The organism is Nonomuraea sp. NEAU-A123, assembly GCF_018603905.1.
GTDB lineage: Bacteria > Actinomycetota > Actinomycetes > Streptosporangiales > Streptosporangiaceae > Nonomuraea.
Map to the genome: position 1 here is coordinate 190,622 of NZ_JAHFZZ010000005.1, position 18,747 is coordinate 209,368.

Genomic DNA, 18,747 nt, shown 5'->3' on the forward strand with positions numbered 1-18,747 from the left:
CATCTCGGGGCCCGGCGACGACACCGTCGCCGGGCCGCCCGCTTGGGGAGGGGTTCGATGCGCCGCCGCACCGTCGCGCTGCTGCTGCCGCTGGCGCTGCTGACGGCCTGCACCGGCACCGAGACGGGCGATCCGGAGCTGAAGGTGGGCGGCCGGTTCGGCGCCAAGCCCACGATCGTCTTCCCGGCCGGCAAGCCGTCGGCCGGGCTGCAGGTGGACCAGCTCGCGGCGGGCAAGGGCGCGCTGCTGGGCAAGGACGACGTGGCGATCGTCCAGTACACCGCGCACGTCTGGGACGGCGGAGAGAACCGGCTCGTTGACTCCAGCTTCAACCGTGGCGCCCCGGCCGCCTTCCCGGTCGGCCGGCTGATCCCCGGCCTGGACCGGGCGCTGCAGGGCCGCCGGGTGGGCAGCAGGGTGATCGCCGCCATCCCGCCCGCCGACGGCTTCGGCGCCAACCCGCCGCAGGGCGTCGCCTCGGGTGCCGACCTGTTCTACGTGATCGACATCCTCGGCACGCACCCGAAGGACGCCTCCATCAAAGGGCGGGGCGGGTCGCTGGCGGGTGTGCGGGTCACCGGCGCCGCCCGGCCGGGGCTCTCGGTGCCCGCGACCGCGCCGCCGCGCAGGTTCGCCACCAAGGTGCTGGCCAAGGGGGCGGGCCGCCGGACGCAGGCGGGGCAACTGCTGGTCACCCAGTACGAGGGGGCGATCTGGGGGCGGCGCCGGATCTTCGACGCCACCTGGAGCACCGGGCGGCCGAAGGCGTTCAAGATCGGCGACGGCAGCGTGATCAAGGGCTGGGACCGGGCGCTGGTGGGCGTTCCGGTCGGGAGCCGCGTGCTGATGATCGTCCCGCCTGCCTACGGTTACGGGCCCACGGGCCAGCCCGCCTTCGGCATCCGCGCCGCCGACACGTTGGTCTTCGTGGTGGACGTCCTGGCCGCCTACTGATCTGTGTCAGGGCGTCCAGACGTACGGGGTGGTCGTGGTCACCGCGTGGAAGCCCAGGCGCCGCAGGATCGGCCTGCTGTCGTCCGAGGCGTCCACCTGGATATAGTCGACCCCGGCCGCCACGGCGAGCTGGGCGCGACGGGCGACCAGGGCGCGATAGATGCCGCGGCCCCGCCACTCCGGCAGCGTCGAGCCGCCCCAGAGCCCGGCGAACCCGGTGCCCGGCTTGTGCACCAGCCAGGCGGCCGAGACGACCCGGCCGCCGGCCTCGGCCGCCAGTATGGCGATGCCGTCGGGGTCGGTCGTGACCCGCCGGATCAGGTCGTCGCCCAGCCAGCTCCAGTCCTCGCCCCAGACGGTGGACTCCATGGCGGCGATCGCCCTCAGGTCGGCGTCGGCGGTGACCTGGCGGATGGTCACGCCGGCGGCCGGCGGCGGTGCGTCCCGCATCTCCTTGGCGACGCCGACGAGCACCGTCTCCCGCTCCTCCGGCGCGAAGCCCGCGCGTACGAGCCGATCGGCCAGGTCGGCGGGCCGGTCGTGGGCCCGGGTCTTCCACTCGACGGCCTCGCCGCGGGCCGCGAAGTGCTCGCGCTGGCGGGCGATCAGCGCGTCCAGCTCGGCGCCTTCGACGCCGAGCACGGGCGGCCCCTCGACGAAGCCGCGGAACATGCCGGTGACACGCAGCACGGGGCCGTCCATCTCGTAGACGAGCCCGTCTACGGGGTGCTCGGGGATGCGCAGCCGGGTGCGGTCGTAGGCGGCGAGGAGGGGGGAGGTGTCGCTCACGCGCAGAAGCCTAGGGGGTGCGGCCCGACGTGGTGACGGACGCCTAGACTCCCGCTGTGAGCGATGACGACCTCGAGGCCCTGGCGCTGCTGCACGACCCGGTGCGGCGCAGCCTGTACGAGGCCGTGGCGGCCGGCGGCGGAGACCTGGGCAGGGCGGAGGCCGCCGAGATCGCCGGGGTGTCCAGGACGCTCGCCGGGCACCACCTGGACAAGCTCGTCGAAGCCGGGCTGCTGGAGAGCGCCTTCAGGCAGCAGGACAAGAAGGGGCCCGGCAGCGGGCGGCCCGCGAAGATCTACCGGAGGGCCGGGCGAGACCGGTCGGTGAGCCTGCCGCCGCGTGACTACGTGGCGCTCGCCTCCGTGCTGGCCGAGGTCGTCGACGCCCTCGGCGCCGAGGAACTGGCCGAGAAGACGGCGCGTGAGGCGGGGGAACGGCTGGGGCGGGGGCGGCACGAGCCCGTCGAGGCGGTGCTGCGTGAGCGGGGCTACGAGCCCTACGCCGAAGGCGGCACGCTGCGCATGCGCAACTGCCCCTTCCACGTGCTGAGCCACGAGCAGCCGCTGCTCGTGTGCTCCATGAACCTGGCCCTCTGTCAGGGGCTGCTAGAAGGACTCGGCGACGATCCCGGGCGGGCCGCGCTGGATCCGCGGCCGGGGGAGTGCTGCGTGGCACTTTCTAAAACAAATGAAGATTGACATAGAACGGGGAAGGGTGGTGTGCTGAGCGTCATGCATCTCGCCCAGCTCAATGTCGCCCACCTGCGCGCCCCGATCGACAGCCCCGAACTCGCGGAGTTCGTCGCCGCGCTGGAGCCCCTCAACACCGTCGCCGACGAGTACCCCGGATTCGTGTGGCGGATGAAGGAGAGCGAAGAGGATCCGACCGCGACCATCTCCCACGAGTACGGCGACTACCTGCTGATCACCTTCTCGGTGTGGGAGTCACTCGAGTCGCTGTGGGACTACGCCTACCGCAGCGCCCATCTGGGCATGCTGCGCCGCCGCAAGGAGTGGTTCCAGCGGATGGCCGAGCCGTACATCGTGTTGTGGTGGATCCCGGAGGGCTACATCCCGAGCCTCGCCGAGGGCTGGGAGCGTCTGGAGCGCCTCAGGGCCGTGGGACCCAGCCCTGAGGCGTTCACGTTCAAGGACTCCTACGACAGCAGCGAGGCCGCGCACCTGCCCGCCGCGGCCGAGGCCACGAAGTAGGCCAGGTCCTCTTCCAGGGACCGGCCCATCGTGGAGAGCTTGACCGGCGAGGCGCGCAGCGCCTCGTGCAGGCCGTCGACCGGCACGGGCACCAGCTCGTGCCGGACGGCGAGCAGCTCGGCCTGGTCCCTGACCCGCTCCCCGAACTCCCCGGGCAGCAGCGGCACGGCCACCCGCGCCGAAGCCAGCGCGACGCGGCCGTAGGCGGTCAGCGAGTGGTGCGAGACACCGAGATGTCGCTCCCGCAGATCGCCCTCGCTCACCCGCAGCGCCGCCACCGGGCGGCCGCGCAGCACCGAGGCGGCGTTGATCGCCTCACCCGCCGAGACGCCCGAGAATCCCCACCGGGTGCCCGTGCCGAGGTTGCCGGGCCCTTGCGCGACGATCGCCACGTCGGCCTCCAGCACGTGCCTGGCGGCCAGCAGGCCGGTGTGGACGGTCACCGCCTCGACGTCGCCGCCGAAGGCCTGTCCCACCGTCACCACCCCGGTCAGCCAGCCGATCTCCCGCAATTTCGCGGCGGCCATGGAGAACCAGGCGGGCAGCGCGCCGCCGTCCTGCATCACGTAGGCGACCCGTACGCCCGGGCGCGCCTCGTACAGGCCGCACAGGATCGGCGGCAGGGCCGAGTGCAGGTCGGCGACCACCACCGGCATGCCGTCGATCGAATCGGCCTCGCGCAGGACCTCGTGGAAGGGCGAATCCTGCTCGTCGGCGCCGAGCACGGTGGCCTGCAGCGGCGTGTAACGGGCCTTCACCAGGTGCCCGGGTCCCTGCGGATCTTCCGGTAAACGGTTCGGGACTGCCACCACCATGGCGTAACCTCCCGTACCGAGACCCATCGCGAGTGCCGTCGTGTTGAGCAGGACCTCGTCGCCGGGTTCCGGACGGCCCACCAGGGGCGGATAGGCCAGAGCCCGGTATGTCCCGCCAGGCTCCACGCCCGGCTGGTGGTCCCCTCCGGAGACGGCGACATCCAGTTCCATCGCTCCCGGCCACTCGCGCCGGATCCGCACGACCTCGCCCTTGCGCCATCTGATCACTCGGGCAGGGTAGCGTCCGTTGAAGGAGGAGTGAGGCAGATGTCGCGCCGCAAGACCGAGCGATTGCTGAACCTGGTGATCTGCCTGCTCGCCACGCGCCGCCCGCTGTCGGCCGAGCAGATCCGCCAGGCCGTCCCGGGCTACGACCGTGACGGTGACGAGGCGTTCCAGCGGATGTTCGAGCGCGACAAGAACGAGCTGCGCGAGATCGGCATCCCCATCGACGTGGTGCGCGACCCGTGGGAGGACGAGCCCGGTTACCGCATCGAGCGCCAGTCCTACGAGCTGCCGGAGATCACCCTGGAGGCCGACGAGGCCGCCGTGCTCGGCCTGGCCGCGCAGGTGTGGCAGCGCGCGAGCCTCGCCGAGGCCGCCTCCGGCGCGCTGCTCAAGCTGCGCGCGGGCGGCGTGGCCACCGACGAGACCATCGGCGCCGGAGCGCTGGAGCTGCGCCTCGACACCCGCGACCCGGCCTTCCCCGCGCTGTGGGACGCGGTGCGCGACCGGCGCCTGGTGCGCTTCGACTACCGCGGCGCCGGCAGCGAGAACGTCCGCAGCCGCACGGTAGAGCCGTGGGGCGTGGTCAGCCGCCGCGGCCGCTGGTACCTCGCCGGGTTCGACCGCGGCCGGGACGCGCCGCGCGCCTTCCGGCTCAGCCGCATCACCGGCCAGGTCGTCACCATCGGCCGGCCGGGCTCGATCGAGGTGCCGCCCGGCGTCGACCTGCGGGCCATGGTCGGCTTCCCCGAGGAGCCGGTCGAGGAGCGCATGGCCGTCATCCGCGTACGGCAGGGCGCCTGCGAGGGGCTGCGGCAGCTTTCCAGGGTCGTGCGCCCGGGCTCCGACGGGTGGGACGAGGCCGAGCTGGGCTTCACCGACCCCGAACGACTGGCCGGCTGGATGGCCAGCCTGGGCGCCGACGTCGAGGTGGTCGACCCGCCCGACGCCCGCGAGGCCGTCATCCGCCGCCTGAAGGGAGCACTGGCGTGAGTGGATCCGCCGACCGGCTGCCGAGGCTGCTCGCGCTCGTGCCGTACCTGATGTCGCACCCGGGCGCGCAGCTCGGCGAGGTGGCCGAGGTGTTCGGGCTGAGCGAGAAGCAGCTCATCGACGACCTGCAGCTGGTGTGGATGTGCGGGTTGCCGGGGCACACGCCCGGTGACCTGATCGACGTGTCGTGGGACGGCGGCGAGATCCTCATCGACAACGCCGACACCATCGCCCGGCCGCTGCGGCTCGGCATCGACGAGGCCAGCGCGCTGCTGGTCGCGCTGCGCATGCTCGGCGCCATGCCGGAGCTGGCCGAGGTGCCCGGCGACGCGCTGCCCCGGGTGGTCGCCAAGCTGGAGCGGGCCGCGGGGGAGGGCGCGGCGGCCGTCAGCAGCCAGTTCGCGGTCGACGTCGACGCCACCCCCGACGCGCTGCTGCGCGTGCGCGAGGGGCTGACCAGGCGGCGGCGCCTGTCGCTGCGCTACTACGTGCCGGGCCGCGACGAGGTGACGCCACGCGAGGTCGACCCGATGCGGCTGGTCGTCGTCGACGGCCGCACCTACCTGGAGTGCTGGTGCTACCGGGCCGAGGCGATGCGGCTGTTCCGGCTCGACCGGATGCTCGGCGTGGACGTGCTCGACGTGGCCGCCGACCCGCCCGCCGAGGCCGAGCCGATCGACGTCGCGCAGGGCGTCTTCCGGCCCTCGCCCACCGATGAGCTGGTCGAGCTGGAGGTGACCGCCGCCGGGCGCTGGGTGGCCGAGTACTACCCGTGCGAGGAGGTCACCGAACTGGGCGAGGGGCGGCTGCGGGTGGCGCTGCGGGCCCGCGACGAGGACTGGCTCCTCAAACTGGCGCTGCGCCTGGGCGACACCGGCCGGGTGGTCTCGCCGCCCGCGCTGGCCGACCGGGTACGGGAGGAAGCCGAACGGGCCCTGAGCCGCTACGCTCACCGGTCATGACCTGGATCCTCTTGGCGGCCGGACTCAGTGTCGCCGGGCTGGCCGCGCTGGCGGTCGCGGGTACGCGCTTGCTCGTCGCGGCGCGTAATCTGAACAGGGAAGTAGCCGGGGCGCGTGCCCAGCTCGAGCCGCGGCAGGCCAGATTGAGGCACCAGGGGGATGAGACCGACCCCCGGGCAGCGTACGATCGTGGCTGAAACAGCACTCGCTCAAAAAGGACGTTTCATGGGAAACCTCGGACCTACTGAGCTTCTGATCATTGCCGGCGTGCTCATCTTGCTGTTCGGTGCCAAGAAGCTGCCGGAGATGGCCAGGGGCCTCGGCAGGTCGATGCGCATCTTCAAGTCGGAGACGGCCAAGCTGCGCGAAGACGACTACGACGACCGACCGGCTACGGTCGAGACGGTGACGCAGACGCCCGCCCAGCCGCAGCCCGCGCCCGCGCAGCCCATCCAGGCCGCCCCCGCGCTCTCGGTGGAGGAGCAGGCCCGCCAGCTGGAGGAGCAGGCGGCCAAGCTGCGCGCCAGCGCCGACAAGAAAGTCTGACCCTGACCCTCCTCGCACTCCAGGGACTGCTAGATGGCGCTGCTCAAGAAGTCGAGCGGAGAAGGTTCGGCCCGCGATCCCGAGGGCCGCATGCCGCTCATGGACCACTTGCGGGAGTTGCGTAACCGGCTGCTCATCGCCACGATCGCGGTGGTCATCGGCATCATCATCGGATGGTTCTTCTTCGACCCGGTGTGGGCGATCCTGAAGGCCCCCTACTGCGACACCATGCAGTCGAGGCAGCTCACCGGCCATTGCAGCCTGACCTACAGCGGCATCTTCCAGTCCTTCTTCATCACGCTGAAGGTGTCGGCGATGATCGGCCTGGTGCTGGCGTCGCCGGTCTGGCTCTACCAGCTCTGGGCGTTCGTCACGCCCGCGCTCTACCGCAACGAGAAGCGCCACACGGTGGTGTTCCTGGCCCTGGCGATCCCGCTGTTCGCCCTGGGCGCGGTGCTGGCCTACATCATCATGCACACCAGCCTGGGCTTCCTGCTGGGCTTCTCGCTCGACGACACGGTCCCCACGATCGGGATCGACGACTATCTCGACTACGTCCTGATCATGATCGCCATCTTCGGGATCTCGTTCGAGCTGCCGCTCTTCCTGGTCTTCCTCAACGTCCTCGGGGTGCTGTCGCACGCGACGGTGGCCAAGCACCGGCGCATGGTCATCTTCCTCATGTTCGTGTTCGGCGCCGTCATCACGCCGGGTGGCGATCCGTTCGCGATGATGGCCCTGGCCGCGCCGATGATCATCCTGTTCGCGGCGGCCGAGCTGTTCATGTACGTGCGCGAGCGGCGAATGCCCGCCGGTGAGGACTTCTCCTACCTGCCCGACGATGAGGCCTCGCCTCTGGAAGCCGACGCGTCACCCCTGGAACAGGATTCCGATTCGGACCGATAGGCGATAAGTTCCGGGCGTGTCCCCACAACTCGTCCTGCTCGTCAACCCCGCCGCCCGCGGCGGCCGTGCGGTGCGCCTGCTCGGACCCGTGGCCCGCCGCCTGCGCGCGGGCGGGGCCGACGTGTCGGTGATCGTCGGTGACAGCGCGCCCGACGCGCTGGAGCGGGCCTGCGCCGCCGTGGCCGAGCGCCCCGACGCGCTGGTGGCCTTCGGCGGTGATGGCCTGGTCCACCTGGCCGTGCAGGCGGTCGCCGGGACGGACGTGCCGCTCGGCATCATCCCCGCAGGGACCGGCAACGACATCGCCACCGCGCTGGGCGTGCCGCGCAAGGACCCGATCGCGGCGGCCGGTGCGGTGCTGCGCGGCAGGTCCCGCCTGGTCGACGCCGCCCGCATCCGCGCCGGTCAGGCCGAGGAGCTGTTCGCCGGGGTGGTGTGCTGCGGGTTCGACTCCCGGGTGAACGAGCGGGCCAACGGGCTCACCTGGCCGCCGGGGATGGCCAAGTACCTGCTGGCCACCTTCCAGGAACTACGGGGGTTCCGGCCCATCCCCTTCCGCATCACGCTCGACGACGATGAGCCGATCGAGCGGGAGGCCATGCTGGTCGCGGTGGGCAACACCTCCTCCTACGGCGCTGGGATGCGGGTCTGCCCCGATGCCCAGCCCGACGACGGGCTGCTCGACGTGATGATCCTTTCGGCCTTGTCCAAGGCGGAGTTCGTCCGGGTGTTCCCGAGCGTCTACCGGGGGGTGCACGTCTCGCACGAGGCCGTGTCGGTCAGGCGGGTGCGGCGCGTGCGGCTGGAGGCGCCCGACGTGGTGGCCTACGCCGACGGTGAGCGGATCGGGCCGGTCCCCGTCACGTGCGAGATCCAGCCGGGGGCGCTGCGGGTCATCACTTGAGATCTATAACGTAAAGGCGCGCGGGGCGTACGAGGTGCCGGATCGTACGAGGTGCCGGGCCGTTAGAGGCGCCGTACAGGCGGGTCAGACTTTGACGCGTTGCGGGGCGGGCGGGTCGGCGGGCAGCGCGGGGCTGGTCTTGAGGAATATGGCGAGCAGCAGGGCGGCGGCCATCACGCCCGCCGCCGACTGGAACACCACGTGCACGCCCGACACCAGCGCGCCGACCGCTTGCTCGCGCACCTCGGGCCGCAGCGCCCCCGTCAGGCTCCCGGCTCTGAAGCCCGGCGGCAGGTGCGCCGCGGTGGCCCGGTTCAGCAGGATGCCGAACACGGCCGCGCCCAGCGCCGAGCCGAGCACCTGGGCGAAGCGGATCGACGTGGTGGCCACGCCGAGCTGGGAGGGCGGCGCCGAGTTCTGCACCAGCAGGACGATGATGCCGAGCACCATGCCGAACCCGACGCCCATCACGAACAGGTCGAAGCGGAGCGTCCAGGCGGACGTGTCCGCCTCCAGGCGGCTCAGCAGCACCATCGAGGCCGTCACGCAGGCCATGCCCGCGACCAGGAACGGCTTGGTGTCGCGCCCGCGCCCGATGAGCACGCCGGAGATCGTGCCCGACGCGACCATGCCGATCGCCATCGGGATGAGGTACAGCCCCGATTCGGTGGCTTTGACACCGGCCGCCGCCTGGAGGTAGACGATCGTGTAGAAGATGCCGCCCGCCATGCCGAGGGCGGTCAGGAACTGCAGCGGCAGGGCGATCCTGAGCGTGGGGTCGCGGAACATGGAGAAGGGCAGGATCGGCTCCGCCGCGGTGAGCTGGCGCCAGGCGAACGCGGCGAACAGCACGACGTCCAGGGCGATGAGCGACAGCAGCGTGGCGGAGTCCCAGGCGTAGGTCTTGCCGCCCCACTCGACGACCAGCAGCATCAGGCAGGCCGCCGTCGCGACCAGGCCCGCCCCCAGGTAGTCGATGCGGTGGCGCAGCCCGCCGTCGCCGAGCCTGATCACGGCGGCGGCCGAGACCAGCACGAACAGGCCGACCGGCAGGTTGAGGTAGAAGATCCAGCGCCAGGTGACGTGGTCGGTGAACACGCCGCCCAGCAGCGGGCCCGCCACCAGGCCGAGCCCGGCGATGAGGCCGCCCGCGCCGCCCGCCGAGGCCCGCTTCTGGGGCGGGAAGAGGTGGGCGGCGACGACCATCGTGACGCTCATCAGGCCGCCGCCGCCGAGCCCCTGCACCGCGCGGAAGGCGACCAGCTGGCCCATGTCCTGTGCCGCCCCGCACAGCGCGGACCCGGCCAGGAACAGGCCCACGGCGCCCAGATAGACCTGCTTGGCGCCGTAGACGTCGCACAGCTTGCCGTAGAGGGGCAGGGCGGCGGTGGCGGCCAGGGAGTAGGCGGTGATCAGCCACGGCAGCCGCTCCAGGCCGTGGACGGGGTCGAGCTCGCGGACGATCGACCAGGACGCGGTCGAGACGATGTTCTGGTCCAGGACGGCCAGGATCAGCGTGAGCAGCACGCCCACCATGGCGATCCGTTTCTGCGCTTCGGTCATATTTATTAGACTGAGTCAAAAATTCGACCGAGTCAACTCCGATAGGATGGGCGCGTGGAAGAAGGCTTGCGTGAGCGCAAGAAGCGGGAGACCCGGCGGACGATCCACGACACCGCGATGCAGCTGTTCACCGAGCGCGGATTCGCCGAGGTGTCGGTCCTGGAGATCGCCGAACGGGCGGGCGTCTCCAAGATGACCGTCTTCAACTACTTCCCCACCAAGGAGGACATCGTCCTCGACGTGATGGGCGAGAGCTTGGGCGACATCGCGCAGCTCGTGAGCGGCCGGCGGCCGGGCGAGTCGCTGGTCGAAGGGGCGCGCCGCGAGTTCGTGGCGCGGCTGGCCCGGCACGCCCCGGAGACCGGGCTCGACGACAGCCCGGCCTACCTCGAGCAGTTGCACCTGTTCAGGAAGACGCCCTCGCTGGCGGCCAGGCTGCTGCTGTTCCACGTCGCGGCCGAAGCCAAGATGACCGAGGCCATCGAGCTGGAGCTGCCCGGCGACCCGCGCGCGCCGTTCGCCGCCGGGCAGCTCTACGCGCTGCTGCGCACCCTGCAGGTGCAGAACAGCCGCCGCATCTACCACGGGCAGAGCGCCGCCGAGGCCTACCCCGACGCGGTCGCCGCCGCCAACACCGGTTTCGACCTGCTCCGTGGGGGCCTCGGCGACTATCTGGCGGGGTAGCCGGGACGGACCGGAATAGCGATTTCGGTAGGGTGACGGTTATGACGAGTCCAGCGGAACGGTACGCGGCTTTCCGCGAGAAGTACGGGGACGACGGAGTCGCCCTCTCATCGTTCCGGGGTCACTACGACTTCGAGCTCGACGACTTCCAGATCGACGGCTGCCGCGCGCTGGAAGCAGGCGACGGGGTGCTGGTCGCGGCGCCCACCGGGTCCGGCAAGACGGTCGTCGGCGAGTTCGCCGTCCACCTGGCCCTGGAGCAGGGGCGCAAGTGCTTCTACACCACCCCGATCAAGGCGCTGTCCAATCAGAAGTACAACGACCTGGTCAAGCGCTACGGCACGGCCAAGGTCGGGCTGCTGACCGGCGACAACAGCGTCAACGGCGAGGCCCCGATCGTCGTCATGACCACCGAGGTGCTGCGCAACATGCTCTACGCCGGCTCGGCCACGCTGGCCGGGCTGGGCTATGTCGTCATGGACGAGGTGCATTACCTGGCCGACCGCTTCCGCGGCGCGGTCTGGGAAGAGGTGATCATTCACCTGCCGGAGTCGGTCCGGCTGGCGGCGCTGTCGGCGACGGTCAGCAACGCCGAGGAGTTCGGCGAATGGCTGGGTGAGGTACGCGGCGACACCACGGTCATCGTCGACGAGCATCGGCCGGTGCCGCTGTGGCAGCACCTGATGATCGGCAACCGCATCTACGACCTGTTCATGACCGACGAGCTGACGCCGCGCCTCAACCCCACGCTGATGCGGGTCACCCGTGAGACCGAGCGGCTGACCGCCGGGCGCGGCAGACGGGGCTACGGCCGGCCGCAGCGTTCGCGCCCGCCGGACCGCGCCCAGGTGATCGAGAAGCTGGACTCCGAGGCGCTGCTGCCCGCGATCACGTTCATCTTCTCCCGCGCCGGCTGCGACGCGGCCGTCATGCAGTGCCTGCACGCCGGCATCCGGCTCACCGACGAGCGGGAGCGGCACGAGATCAGGCAGCTCGTCGACGAGCGCACCGCGCACCTGCCCGACGAGGACCTGTCCGTGCTGGGCTACCTGGAGTGGCGCGACTGCCTGGAGCGCGGCCTGGCCGCCCACCACGCGGGCATGCTGCCGGCCTTCAAGGAGGTCGTCGAGGAGCTGTTCACCCGCGGGCTGGTCAAGGCGGTGTTCGCCACCGAGACGCTGGCGCTCGGCATCAACATGCCCGCCCGCAGCGTCGTCATCGAGAAGCTCGACAAGTGGAACGGTGAGACGCACGCCGATCTCACCCCCGGCGAATACACCCAGCTCACCGGCCGGGCCGGGCGGCGCGGCATCGACGTCGAAGGTCACGCCGTGGTGCTCTGGCAGCCGGGCATGGATCCCCTGTCGGTCGCCGGGCTGGCGGGCACCCGCACCTATCCGCTGCGCTCCAGCTTTCAGCCGTCGTACAACATGGCCGTCAACCTGGTCGGCCAGTTCGGCCGCGAGCGCGCCCGCACGCTGCTGGAGGAGTCGTTCGCCCAGTTCCAGGCCGACCGGGCGGTCGTCGGGCTGGCCAAGCAGCTGCGTAAGCACGAGGAGGCGCTGGAGGGCTACAAGGAGGCGATGACCTGCCACCTGGGCGACTTCCCCGAGTACGCGGAGCTGCGCCGCCGCCTGTCCGACCGCGAGGCCGAGCTGTCGAAGCAGCGCGGCGCCGCGCGCCGGGCCGCGGCCGTCAAGTCGCTGGAGGCGCTGCAGCCCGGCGACGTCATCCGCGTGCCGGGCGGTCGCCGGGCCGGTCTGGCGATCGTGCTCGACCCGGGCCGCAACCCACGTGGTCACGGCCCCAGCCCGCTGGTGCTGACGATCGGCAAGCAGGTCAAGAAGCTCGACCCGGCCGACTTCCCCGTCCCGGTCGAGCCGATCGAGAAGCTGCGCATCCCGAAGAACTTCAACGGCCGCTCGCCGAAGGAGCGCGCCAACCTCGTCTCCACGCTGCTCGCCAAGCTCGGCGACCGCGATCTGGGCAAGCCCACCAGGGCCCGCGACCACGCCGTCGAGGACGAGGAGATCAACGAGCTGCGCCGGCGCATCCGCCAGCACCCGTGCCACGGCTGCGACGAGCGGGAGGACCACGCCCGCTGGGCCGAGCGCTACCACAAGCTGCAGCGCGAGACCGAGGGGCTGCGGCGCCGCGTCGAGGGCCGCTCGCACGTCATCTCCCGTACCTTCGACCGGATCTGCTCGGTGCTGGAGCAGCTCGGCTACCTGCACGATGAGGCCGTCACCGACGAGGGCCGCCGCCTGGGCCGCCTCTACACCGAGCTCGACCTGCTCACCGCCGAGTGCCTGCGCAGCGGGCTGTGGGAGCAGCTCGACCCGGCGGAGCTGGCGGCGTGCGTGTCGGCGCTGGTCTTCGAGTCGCGCAACGCCGACGACGCCCGCCGCCCCAAGATCCCCGCCGGGCAGGCGCAGGACGCGCTGACGGCCATGATGCGGCTGTGGGGCGAGCTGGAGGGCATCGAGTCCGACCACGGGCTGTCCACGATCCGCGAGCCCGACCTGGGGTTCGCGTGGGCGGCGTTCCGCTGGACCAAGGGGCACAACCTCGACGCGGTGCTCATGGACGGCATCAACGGCAACGAGCTGGCGGCCGGCGACTTCGTGCGCTGGGTGAAGCAGCTGATGGACCTGCTCGGCCAGCTGGGCAACGCCGCCCCGCAGGGCAGCAAGATCAAGCAGACCGCAGGCAAGGCCATGGACGCCATGCGGCGGGGAGTCGTCGCGTATTCGTCTCTATCTTGATTTTTTACGGCCAAGCACGGTGGGCGCCATCCGCCATACGTGGCCGGGCCCCGTCCAGGGGCACGCTCCTCCGGTTCATGGGGCTGGCCTGCGTTACGTGCGTCTTCTTGGCCGGGCCTTCCTGGCCGACTGACCGTCCGGTCAAGGGGATGTAGTCGACTGTATACGTAACGTCACTCTGTGGTCAGTTTCGGGGTGTTTCGGTGCGGAAATGCCCAGGTCGAAGCAGGTTTTCCCCGAGCCGGAGGACGCCATGTTCGCTCTCGTCGCCGCACTTCTGTTCCTGCTCGCGCTGATCTTCGAGATCGCCAATGTGGCCGTGGGCGGCGTGCTCACGGCCAGCACGCTCACCACCGCCGGACTGCTCTGCGTCGCGCTGCACCTGATGGGGCTGGGGGCGGGCTGGAAGCCGCTGAAGCGGTAGCGGGGCCTCATGGAGCCGCGTGCGGGGCCTTCCGTGCGCGGCTCATTCACGCCAGCGTGAAACGTACTTCCCGGGTGGCCGGGTCGGCCTGGGTCAGGCGTACCGAGACCTGCTCACCCAGGGGGAGCGGGCCGTCGCAGCGGGCGATCACCGCCGGGTCGGCGAGCTGGACCTGGCCGCCCTCGCGGTGCTCGTCGGTGTCGATCACCATCGCGTCGAACGTCTGGCCGACGCGCTCGCGCAGCAGGAACGCCTCCACCAGGTCGACGCAGGCGCGCTCCACCGCGCTCGCCCGGCGGCCGGTCGCGGACATGATGTCCGGCAGGCCCGCCAGCGCCTCCTCCACGTCCTGCGGCACCGGCTCGCCCGCGGCGATCGCCAGGCAGACCTCCGTCGCGTATCGGTCGACCAGGCGCCGCAGCGGCGCCGTGACGTGCGCGTAGGGCGCGGCCACCGCGACGTGCTCGGCCAGCTTCGGCGGCTCCCCGTTGAACGCCACGTAGCCGGCCCCGCGCAGCAGCACCTTCGACTCGTGCAGGAACGCCGCCTGCTGCGGGTTCTTCGGATCCAGGTCGTGGACCACGTCGCCGTAGGAGGCGCCACTGGGCCACGGGACGCCCAGCGCCTCGGCCACCCGGCGCACCTTGGCCAGGTCGCCGGAGCGCGGCGGCGGCAGCACGCGCAGCACGCCGATCTCCGCGTCGAGCATCATCGAGGCCGCCGCCATGCCGGTGAGCAGGGAGATCTGCGCGTTCCACGCCTCGGCGGGCAGCGGCACCCGGTATTCGAGCCGGTAGCCGCCGCCGTCCGGCACCACCTCCTGCTCGGGTGTGGGCAGGGTGACGCCGCCGCGCTCGCGTTCGAGCTCCAGCCGCAGCCGGCCGACCTCGGCCAGCAGGGCGAGCGTGCCGCCGGCGGTGCCGGTGTCGACCGCCGCCTGCACATAGGCGTAGTCGAGCCGCTCGCGGCTGCGTACCAGGCCCCGCTGAACGTCGGCGCCGACCGTGCGGCCCTCCGCGTCGAGGTCGATCCGCCACACCGCGGCCGGGCGGGTCACGCCGGGCAGCAGGCTGGCCGCGTCCTCCGAGATCACCTTCGGGTGCAGCGGCACCTTGTCCATGGGCATGTAGACGGTCTCGCCCCGGGTGCGAGCCTCGGCGTCGATCGCGCCGCCCGGGCGCACGAACGCGCCGACGTCGGCGATCGCGTACCAGACGCGGTAGCCGCCACGCAGCCGCTCCAGGTGGAGGGCCTGGTCGAGGTCCATCGAGCCGAGCGGGTCGATGGTGACGAACGGCAGCTCCGTCAGATCCTTGCCGCCGAACCTGGGCACCGACGCCACCCAATCGGCCTCGTCCAGCACGGCTCTCGGGAACTCGCCGGGCAGCCGCTGCTCCCGCCGGATGCGCTCGAACCCGTCGTCGAGGCGGGCGGGGACGTCACTGGGGACCCGGATGTTCGTCACCGGGTCAACCTATCGCCACAGGCTCGCCGGACCGATCCCCGGGCGGCGCGGCGCGCTGGCCGGGGTCACCGCCGGCCGAGCGCCTCCAGCAGGCGGTTGAGCGGGCTGTCGAGGCCGTACTGGTCGGCCAGCCGTACGAGGGCCTCAGGGTCGCGGGGCTTGCGCGGCAGCGTCAGGTCGGCGTCGGGCAGCGGCGCGTCCGAGGCGACCTCCACCACGGCGGGGGCGACCCGCAGGTAGTCGCGGGCGGCGGCCAGCTTGGTGCGGCTGCCCGCGGGGAAGCCGTCCGTGGCGCCCGCGTCGAGGGCCTCCAGCAGCGCGCCGAGAGACCCGAACCGGGTGATGAGCGCGGCCGCCGTCTTCTCCCCGACACCCGCCACGCCCGGCAGGCCGTCGCTGGGGTCGCCGCGCAGGGTGGCGAAGTCGGCGTAGGCGCGGCCGGGGATGCCGTACTTGTCCGCCACGAACGCCTCGTCGACCGTCTGCAGGTTGCGGATGCCCCGCACGGTGTAGAGCACGCGCACCGGGCGGGCGTCGTCGACCAACTGGAACAGGTCGCGGTCGCCCGTCACGATGTCGACCGCCCCGTCGGCGCGGTGGGTCAGCGTGCCGATCACGTCGTCGGCCTCGTAGCCGGGCGACTCCAGCCGGGCGATGCCGAGCGCGTCGAGCACCTGCTCGATGACCGCGATCTGCGGCACCAGCGCCGCGGGCACCTCCTCGGTGTTGCCGTGGGCGACCCGGTGCGCCTTGTACGTCGGGATGGCGGCCACCCGGAAGGCGGGGCGCCAATCGGCGTCCATCGTGGCGACCAGCTCGGTGGGGGAGTGGTGGCGCACCAAGGTGGCGATCATGTCGATGAGGCCGCGTACCGCGTTCACCGGCGAGCCGTCGGGCGCGGTGATCGACTCCGGGATGCCGTAGAAGGCGCGGAAGTACAGCGACGGGGTGTCGAGAAGCATCAGCACCCGCCTATGGTCGCACTCCTGCAGGTCGGCCGCCCACTCCCAGCCCCACGGCCAGCAGGCAGGCGTCGTCTTCGGGGTTGGGGCCGCCGATGCCGGTCAGCAGCCGGTCCAGCCCGGCGTCGAGGTCGTGGCCCGGCAGCTCGCAGGCGGCCGCCGTGGCCAGCGCCAGGCCCTCGTCGATGTCGCGGGTGCGCCGCTCCACCAGCCCATCCGTGAACAGCAGCAGCACGTCCCCGTCGCGCAGCGCCGTACTGGCCAGGCCGTACGGCTGGTCGCCGGTGGCGCCGAGCAGGACGCCCTTCGGCTGGCTCAGCGGGCCCGCCACGCCGTCGCGGACCAGGATCGGCGCCAGGTTGCCCGCCTGGCCCCAGGTGAAGTTCCGGCTCGCGGGGTCGAGGTGGCCGATGATCGCGGTCGCCGTGGTCTCGTGCAGCCGGTGCATCACCAGCTCGTTCAGCCAGGCCAGTAGCCGGTTGGGCGGCTCGCCGGTCATCGTCAGGCCGATGAGGGCGTGGCGGAGCTGCGCCATGTGCGCGATGGCGGGCAGGCCGTGGCCGGAGACGTCGCCGATCGCCAGCAGCATCCGGCCGTCGGGCAGCGCGGCGGCCTCGAACCAGTCGCCGCCCAGGTTCGCCGTCTTCTCGGCCGGCACGTAGCGGACCGCGATCCGGGTGCACGGCAGGTCGAGGCAGCCGACCGGCTCGGGCAGGATCGCCTCGCGCAGCGCCAGCATCACGTGGCGCTCCTCGGCCGCCTTCTCCCGCGCCTCCAGGAGCTGGCGGCGCGACTCCGACATGATGCGCTCGGCCCGGCGGCGGCCGGTGATGTCCTGGACCACGCCGTGCACGCCCTCCGGCCCGCTCGGAGCCATCAGCGGCTCCAGTACGACGCGCAGGTTACGCAGCTCGGCGCCCCGCCGGATGCGGAACTCGGCCTGGACCGGCTCCTCGCCCTGCACGACGCTCCACAGGAGCTGGTCGAGCGCGCCCTGGTCGCCGGGCTCGACGTGCTTGGCCAGGTCGGGCAGGTGGATCGGCCCGTCGTCCCGGTCCCGTCCGAAGATCAGGTAGACGTGGTCGGACCAGGTGGCCGTCCCGGTGTGGAGGTTCCATTCGGCCCAGCCCATGTTGCCGAGCCGCTCGGCGTGCGCCAGCCGTGCGGCGAGCAGCTCGGCGTCACGCTCGGCCGCGGGCGGCTGCGCGAGGCGCCGGACCAGGTCGGCCGCACTCATCGGGCGGCGCTGGTGGCTGCCCCAGACGTCGACCATGGGTCTCACTCTCGAAACGCGGTGGAACCGGACAATTGACACCACAATACGTGACCGCCCACCTGCGGAGTGTAGCCACGGCTTGCCGCGTTGTGAGAGCTTTTCGCGGATTTTAGGAGGAGCGGTCCGAGTAGATTGTGCCTGTGACGTCCTCAGACTTGTATCCCGTGTCCCGCCTGGCCGCCGTCCAGGAGGCCACCGCGAAATCCGGCCTCGACGCCCTCCTGCTCACCCCGGGCCCGGACCTGCGTTATGTGAGCGGCTATGAGGCCAAGCCGCTCGAACGGCTGACCTGCCTGGTGGTGCCGGCCGCCGGCGAGTCGTTCCTGATGGTGCCCCGCTTGGAGCTGCCCGCCGCGCAGGCATCGCCCGCCGCGCGGCTCGGCCTGGACTTCGTGGCGTGGGACGAGACCGACGACCCCTACGGCATCGCGGCCGCGCGGCTCGGCCGGGTGGCCAAGGTCGGGCTGGCCGACCGGATGTGGGCAATGTCGTCGCTGCGCTTCCGCGAGGTCATGCCGGAGACCGAGCAGGTGCTGGCCGGCAGCGTGCTGCGCGAGCTGCGGATGCGCAAGTCGCCGGCCGAGGTGGCGGCGCTGCGCGAGGCGGGGGAGGCCATCGACTCGGTGCACCGGCGGGTGCCGGAGTTCCTGCGGGCCGGGCGCACCGAGCGCGAGGTCGGCCGGGACATCGCCGAGGCGATCCTGGCCGCCGGGCACGAGACGGTCGACTTCGTCATCGTCGCCTCGGGCCCCAACGCCGCCAGCCCGCACCACGACGTGTCGGATCGGGTGATCCAGGCGGGTGAGCCCGTGGTGGTCGACATCGGCGGGCAACTGCACAACGGCTACTGCTCCGACTCCACCCGTACGTACTCTGTCGGCGCCCCGCCGGCCGAGTTCGCCGAGTACTACGAGGTGCTGCGCCGCGCCCAGGACGCCGCCTGCGCCGCCGTACGGCCGGGCGTGCCGTGCGAGTCGATCGACGCGGCGGCCCGCGACCTGATCGCCGCGGCGGGCTACGGCGACTACTTCATCCACCGCACCGGGCACGGGATCGGCGTGGAGACGCACGAGGAGCCGTACATCGTGTCCGGCAACGCCGAGCCGATGGAGCCCGGCTTCGCCTTCTCCGTCGAGCCGGGCATCTACCTGCCCGGACGGCATGGGGCGCGCATCGAGGACATCGTGGTGTGCACGGAGACGGGCGGCGAGCGGCTGAACGTCACCTCCCGCGAACTGGTGATCGTCTGACGGCTGATCCCTCGAAAAGGGAAAACGGTTACCGCCCCTTCGCTGCACGTTTG

General features: G+C 71.8%; 18 protein-coding genes. 12 read left to right on the top strand and 6 right to left on the bottom strand.

What is annotated here, in order from left to right:
• Window positions 1–57 precede the first annotated feature (57 nt).
• On the top strand, window positions 58–954 hold the full coding sequence (locus tag KLK06_RS16590) for an FKBP-type peptidyl-prolyl cis-trans isomerase (protein ID WP_214636368.1): 897 nt from the start codon (window positions 58–60) through the stop codon (window positions 952–954).
• Window positions 955–960: 6 nt separating this feature from the next.
• On the opposite strand, the gene KLK06_RS16595 is transcribed toward KLK06_RS16590, so the two are convergent.
• Window positions 961–1,743: a GNAT family N-acetyltransferase gene (locus tag KLK06_RS16595; protein WP_308168287.1), complete on the bottom strand. Its 783-nt coding sequence runs from the start codon at window positions 1,741–1,743 to the stop codon at window positions 961–963.
• Window positions 1,744–1,799: 56 nt separating this feature from the next.
• On the opposite strand from KLK06_RS16595, the gene KLK06_RS16600 reads away from it, so the two are divergent.
• Together KLK06_RS16600 and KLK06_RS16605 are read left to right on the top strand one after the other, a co-directional pair.
• A complete protein-coding gene (locus KLK06_RS16600; RefSeq protein WP_214636369.1) occupies window positions 1,800–2,441 on the top strand; it encodes a metalloregulator ArsR/SmtB family transcription factor in 642 nt (213 codons plus the stop codon).
• A 21-nt stretch (window positions 2,442–2,462) separates the two neighbouring features.
• The gene (locus KLK06_RS16605) at window positions 2,463–2,954 is read left to right on the top strand and encodes a DUF3291 domain-containing protein (protein ID WP_374197119.1); all 492 of its coding nucleotides are present in this window, start codon (window positions 2,463–2,465) and stop codon (window positions 2,952–2,954) included.
• Here KLK06_RS16605 and KLK06_RS16610 read toward each other — a convergent pair.
• Entirely contained in the window at window positions 2,900–3,940 is a 1,041-nt protein-coding gene (locus KLK06_RS16610; RefSeq protein ID WP_250905611.1) for a DUF3866 family protein, read from the bottom strand. The genes KLK06_RS16605 and KLK06_RS16610 overlap by 55 nt on opposite strands.
• A gap of 96 nt (window positions 3,941–4,036) precedes the next feature.
• Here KLK06_RS16610 and KLK06_RS16615 point away from each other — a divergent pair, with 96 nt between their 5' ends.
• The 5 genes from KLK06_RS16615 (at window position 4,037) to KLK06_RS16635 (ending at window position 8,305) form a co-directional block, all read left to right on the top strand.
• Window positions 4,037–4,987 (top strand): YafY family protein, encoded by a 951-nt coding sequence (locus KLK06_RS16615; RefSeq protein WP_214636371.1) that lies wholly within the window; start codon window positions 4,037–4,039, stop codon window positions 4,985–4,987.
• Complete coding sequence (locus KLK06_RS16620) at window positions 4,984–5,949, top strand: WYL domain-containing protein (protein ID WP_308168288.1); 966 nt, start codon at window positions 4,984–4,986, stop codon at window positions 5,947–5,949. Before KLK06_RS16615 ends, KLK06_RS16620 begins: the two co-directional genes overlap by 4 nt.
• Window positions 5,950–6,174: 225 nt before the next feature.
• Window positions 6,175–6,495, top strand: a complete 321-nt coding sequence (gene tatA, locus KLK06_RS16625; RefSeq protein WP_214636372.1) for a Sec-independent protein translocase subunit TatA — start codon at window positions 6,175–6,177, stop codon at window positions 6,493–6,495.
• A 33-nt stretch (window positions 6,496–6,528) separates the two neighbouring features.
• Complete coding sequence (gene tatC, locus KLK06_RS16630) at window positions 6,529–7,401, top strand: twin-arginine translocase subunit TatC (protein WP_214636373.1); 873 nt, start codon at window positions 6,529–6,531, stop codon at window positions 7,399–7,401.
• A gap of 16 nt (window positions 7,402–7,417) precedes the next feature.
• Complete coding sequence (locus KLK06_RS16635; protein ID WP_214636374.1) at window positions 7,418–8,305, top strand: YegS/Rv2252/BmrU family lipid kinase; 888 nt, start codon at window positions 7,418–7,420, stop codon at window positions 8,303–8,305.
• Window positions 8,306–8,389: 84 nt separating this feature from the next.
• Here KLK06_RS16635 and KLK06_RS16640 read toward each other — a convergent pair whose 3' ends face one another.
• Window positions 8,390–9,868, bottom strand: a complete 1,479-nt coding sequence (locus KLK06_RS16640) for an MDR family MFS transporter (protein WP_214636375.1) — start codon at window positions 9,866–9,868, stop codon at window positions 8,390–8,392.
• Between the two features lie 54 nt (window positions 9,869–9,922).
• Here KLK06_RS16640 and KLK06_RS16645 point away from each other — a divergent pair, with 54 nt between their 5' ends.
• From KLK06_RS16645 to KLK06_RS16655, 3 genes are all read left to right on the top strand, one after another.
• Window positions 9,923–10,552, top strand: coding sequence for a TetR/AcrR family transcriptional regulator (locus tag KLK06_RS16645; protein ID WP_214636376.1), 630 nt, complete (start codon window positions 9,923–9,925; stop codon window positions 10,550–10,552).
• Window positions 10,553–10,593: 41 nt separating this feature from the next.
• Window positions 10,594–13,317 (top strand): RNA helicase, encoded by a 2,724-nt coding sequence (locus tag KLK06_RS16650; RefSeq protein ID WP_214636377.1) that lies wholly within the window; start codon window positions 10,594–10,596, stop codon window positions 13,315–13,317.
• Window positions 13,318–13,528: 211 nt separating this feature from the next.
• Window positions 13,529–13,741 (top strand): hypothetical protein, encoded by a 213-nt coding sequence (locus KLK06_RS16655; RefSeq protein ID WP_214636876.1) that lies wholly within the window; start codon window positions 13,529–13,531, stop codon window positions 13,739–13,741.
• Between the two features lie 46 nt (window positions 13,742–13,787).
• On the opposite strand, the gene KLK06_RS16660 is transcribed toward KLK06_RS16655, so the two are convergent.
• The 3 genes from KLK06_RS16660 to KLK06_RS16670 all read right to left on the bottom strand — a co-directional run bounded on the left by KLK06_RS16660 (window position 13,788) and on the right by KLK06_RS16670 (window position 17,441).
• Complete coding sequence (locus tag KLK06_RS16660) at window positions 13,788–15,206, bottom strand: RNB domain-containing ribonuclease (RefSeq protein WP_214636378.1); 1,419 nt, start codon at window positions 15,204–15,206, stop codon at window positions 13,788–13,790.
• Between the two features lie 65 nt (window positions 15,207–15,271).
• Complete coding sequence (locus tag KLK06_RS16665) at window positions 15,272–16,168, bottom strand: 5'-3' exonuclease (RefSeq protein ID WP_214636831.1); 897 nt, start codon at window positions 16,166–16,168, stop codon at window positions 15,272–15,274.
• Between the two features lie 10 nt (window positions 16,169–16,178).
• Entirely contained in the window at window positions 16,179–17,441 is a 1,263-nt protein-coding gene (locus KLK06_RS16670) for a PP2C family protein-serine/threonine phosphatase (protein ID WP_214636379.1), read from the bottom strand.
• A 143-nt stretch (window positions 17,442–17,584) separates the two neighbouring features.
• Between KLK06_RS16670 and KLK06_RS16675 the strand changes: the two genes are divergently transcribed.
• Complete coding sequence (locus tag KLK06_RS16675; protein WP_308168289.1) at window positions 17,585–18,694, top strand: Xaa-Pro peptidase family protein; 1,110 nt, start codon at window positions 17,585–17,587, stop codon at window positions 18,692–18,694.
• The last annotated feature ends 53 nt before the right edge of the window (window positions 18,695–18,747 follow it).

Coding starts and splice junctions, on each gene's coding strand:
- KLK06_RS16640 (WP_214636375.1), bottom strand. CDS start 9,868: ATGACCGAAGCGCAGAAACGGATCGCCATGGTGGGCGTGCTGCTCACG.
- KLK06_RS16610 (WP_250905611.1), bottom strand. CDS start 3,940: ATGGAACTGGATGTCGCCGTCTCCGGAGGGGACCACCAGCCGGGCGTG.
- tatA (WP_214636372.1), top strand. CDS start 6,175: ATGGGAAACCTCGGACCTACTGAGCTTCTGATCATTGCCGGCGTGCTC.
- KLK06_RS16590 (WP_214636368.1), top strand. CDS start 58: ATGCGCCGCCGCACCGTCGCGCTGCTGCTGCCGCTGGCGCTGCTGACG.
- KLK06_RS16670 (WP_214636379.1), bottom strand. CDS start 17,441: ATGGTCGACGTCTGGGGCAGCCACCAGCGCCGCCCGATGAGTGCGGCC.
- KLK06_RS16615 (WP_214636371.1), top strand. CDS start 4,037: ATGTCGCGCCGCAAGACCGAGCGATTGCTGAACCTGGTGATCTGCCTG.
- KLK06_RS16665 (WP_214636831.1), bottom strand. CDS start 16,168: ATGCTTCTCGACACCCCGTCGCTGTACTTCCGCGCCTTCTACGGCATC.
- KLK06_RS16650 (WP_214636377.1), top strand. CDS start 10,594: ATGACGAGTCCAGCGGAACGGTACGCGGCTTTCCGCGAGAAGTACGGG.
- KLK06_RS16655 (WP_214636876.1), top strand. CDS start 13,529: ATGCCCAGGTCGAAGCAGGTTTTCCCCGAGCCGGAGGACGCCATGTTC.
- tatC (WP_214636373.1), top strand. CDS start 6,529: ATGGCGCTGCTCAAGAAGTCGAGCGGAGAAGGTTCGGCCCGCGATCCC.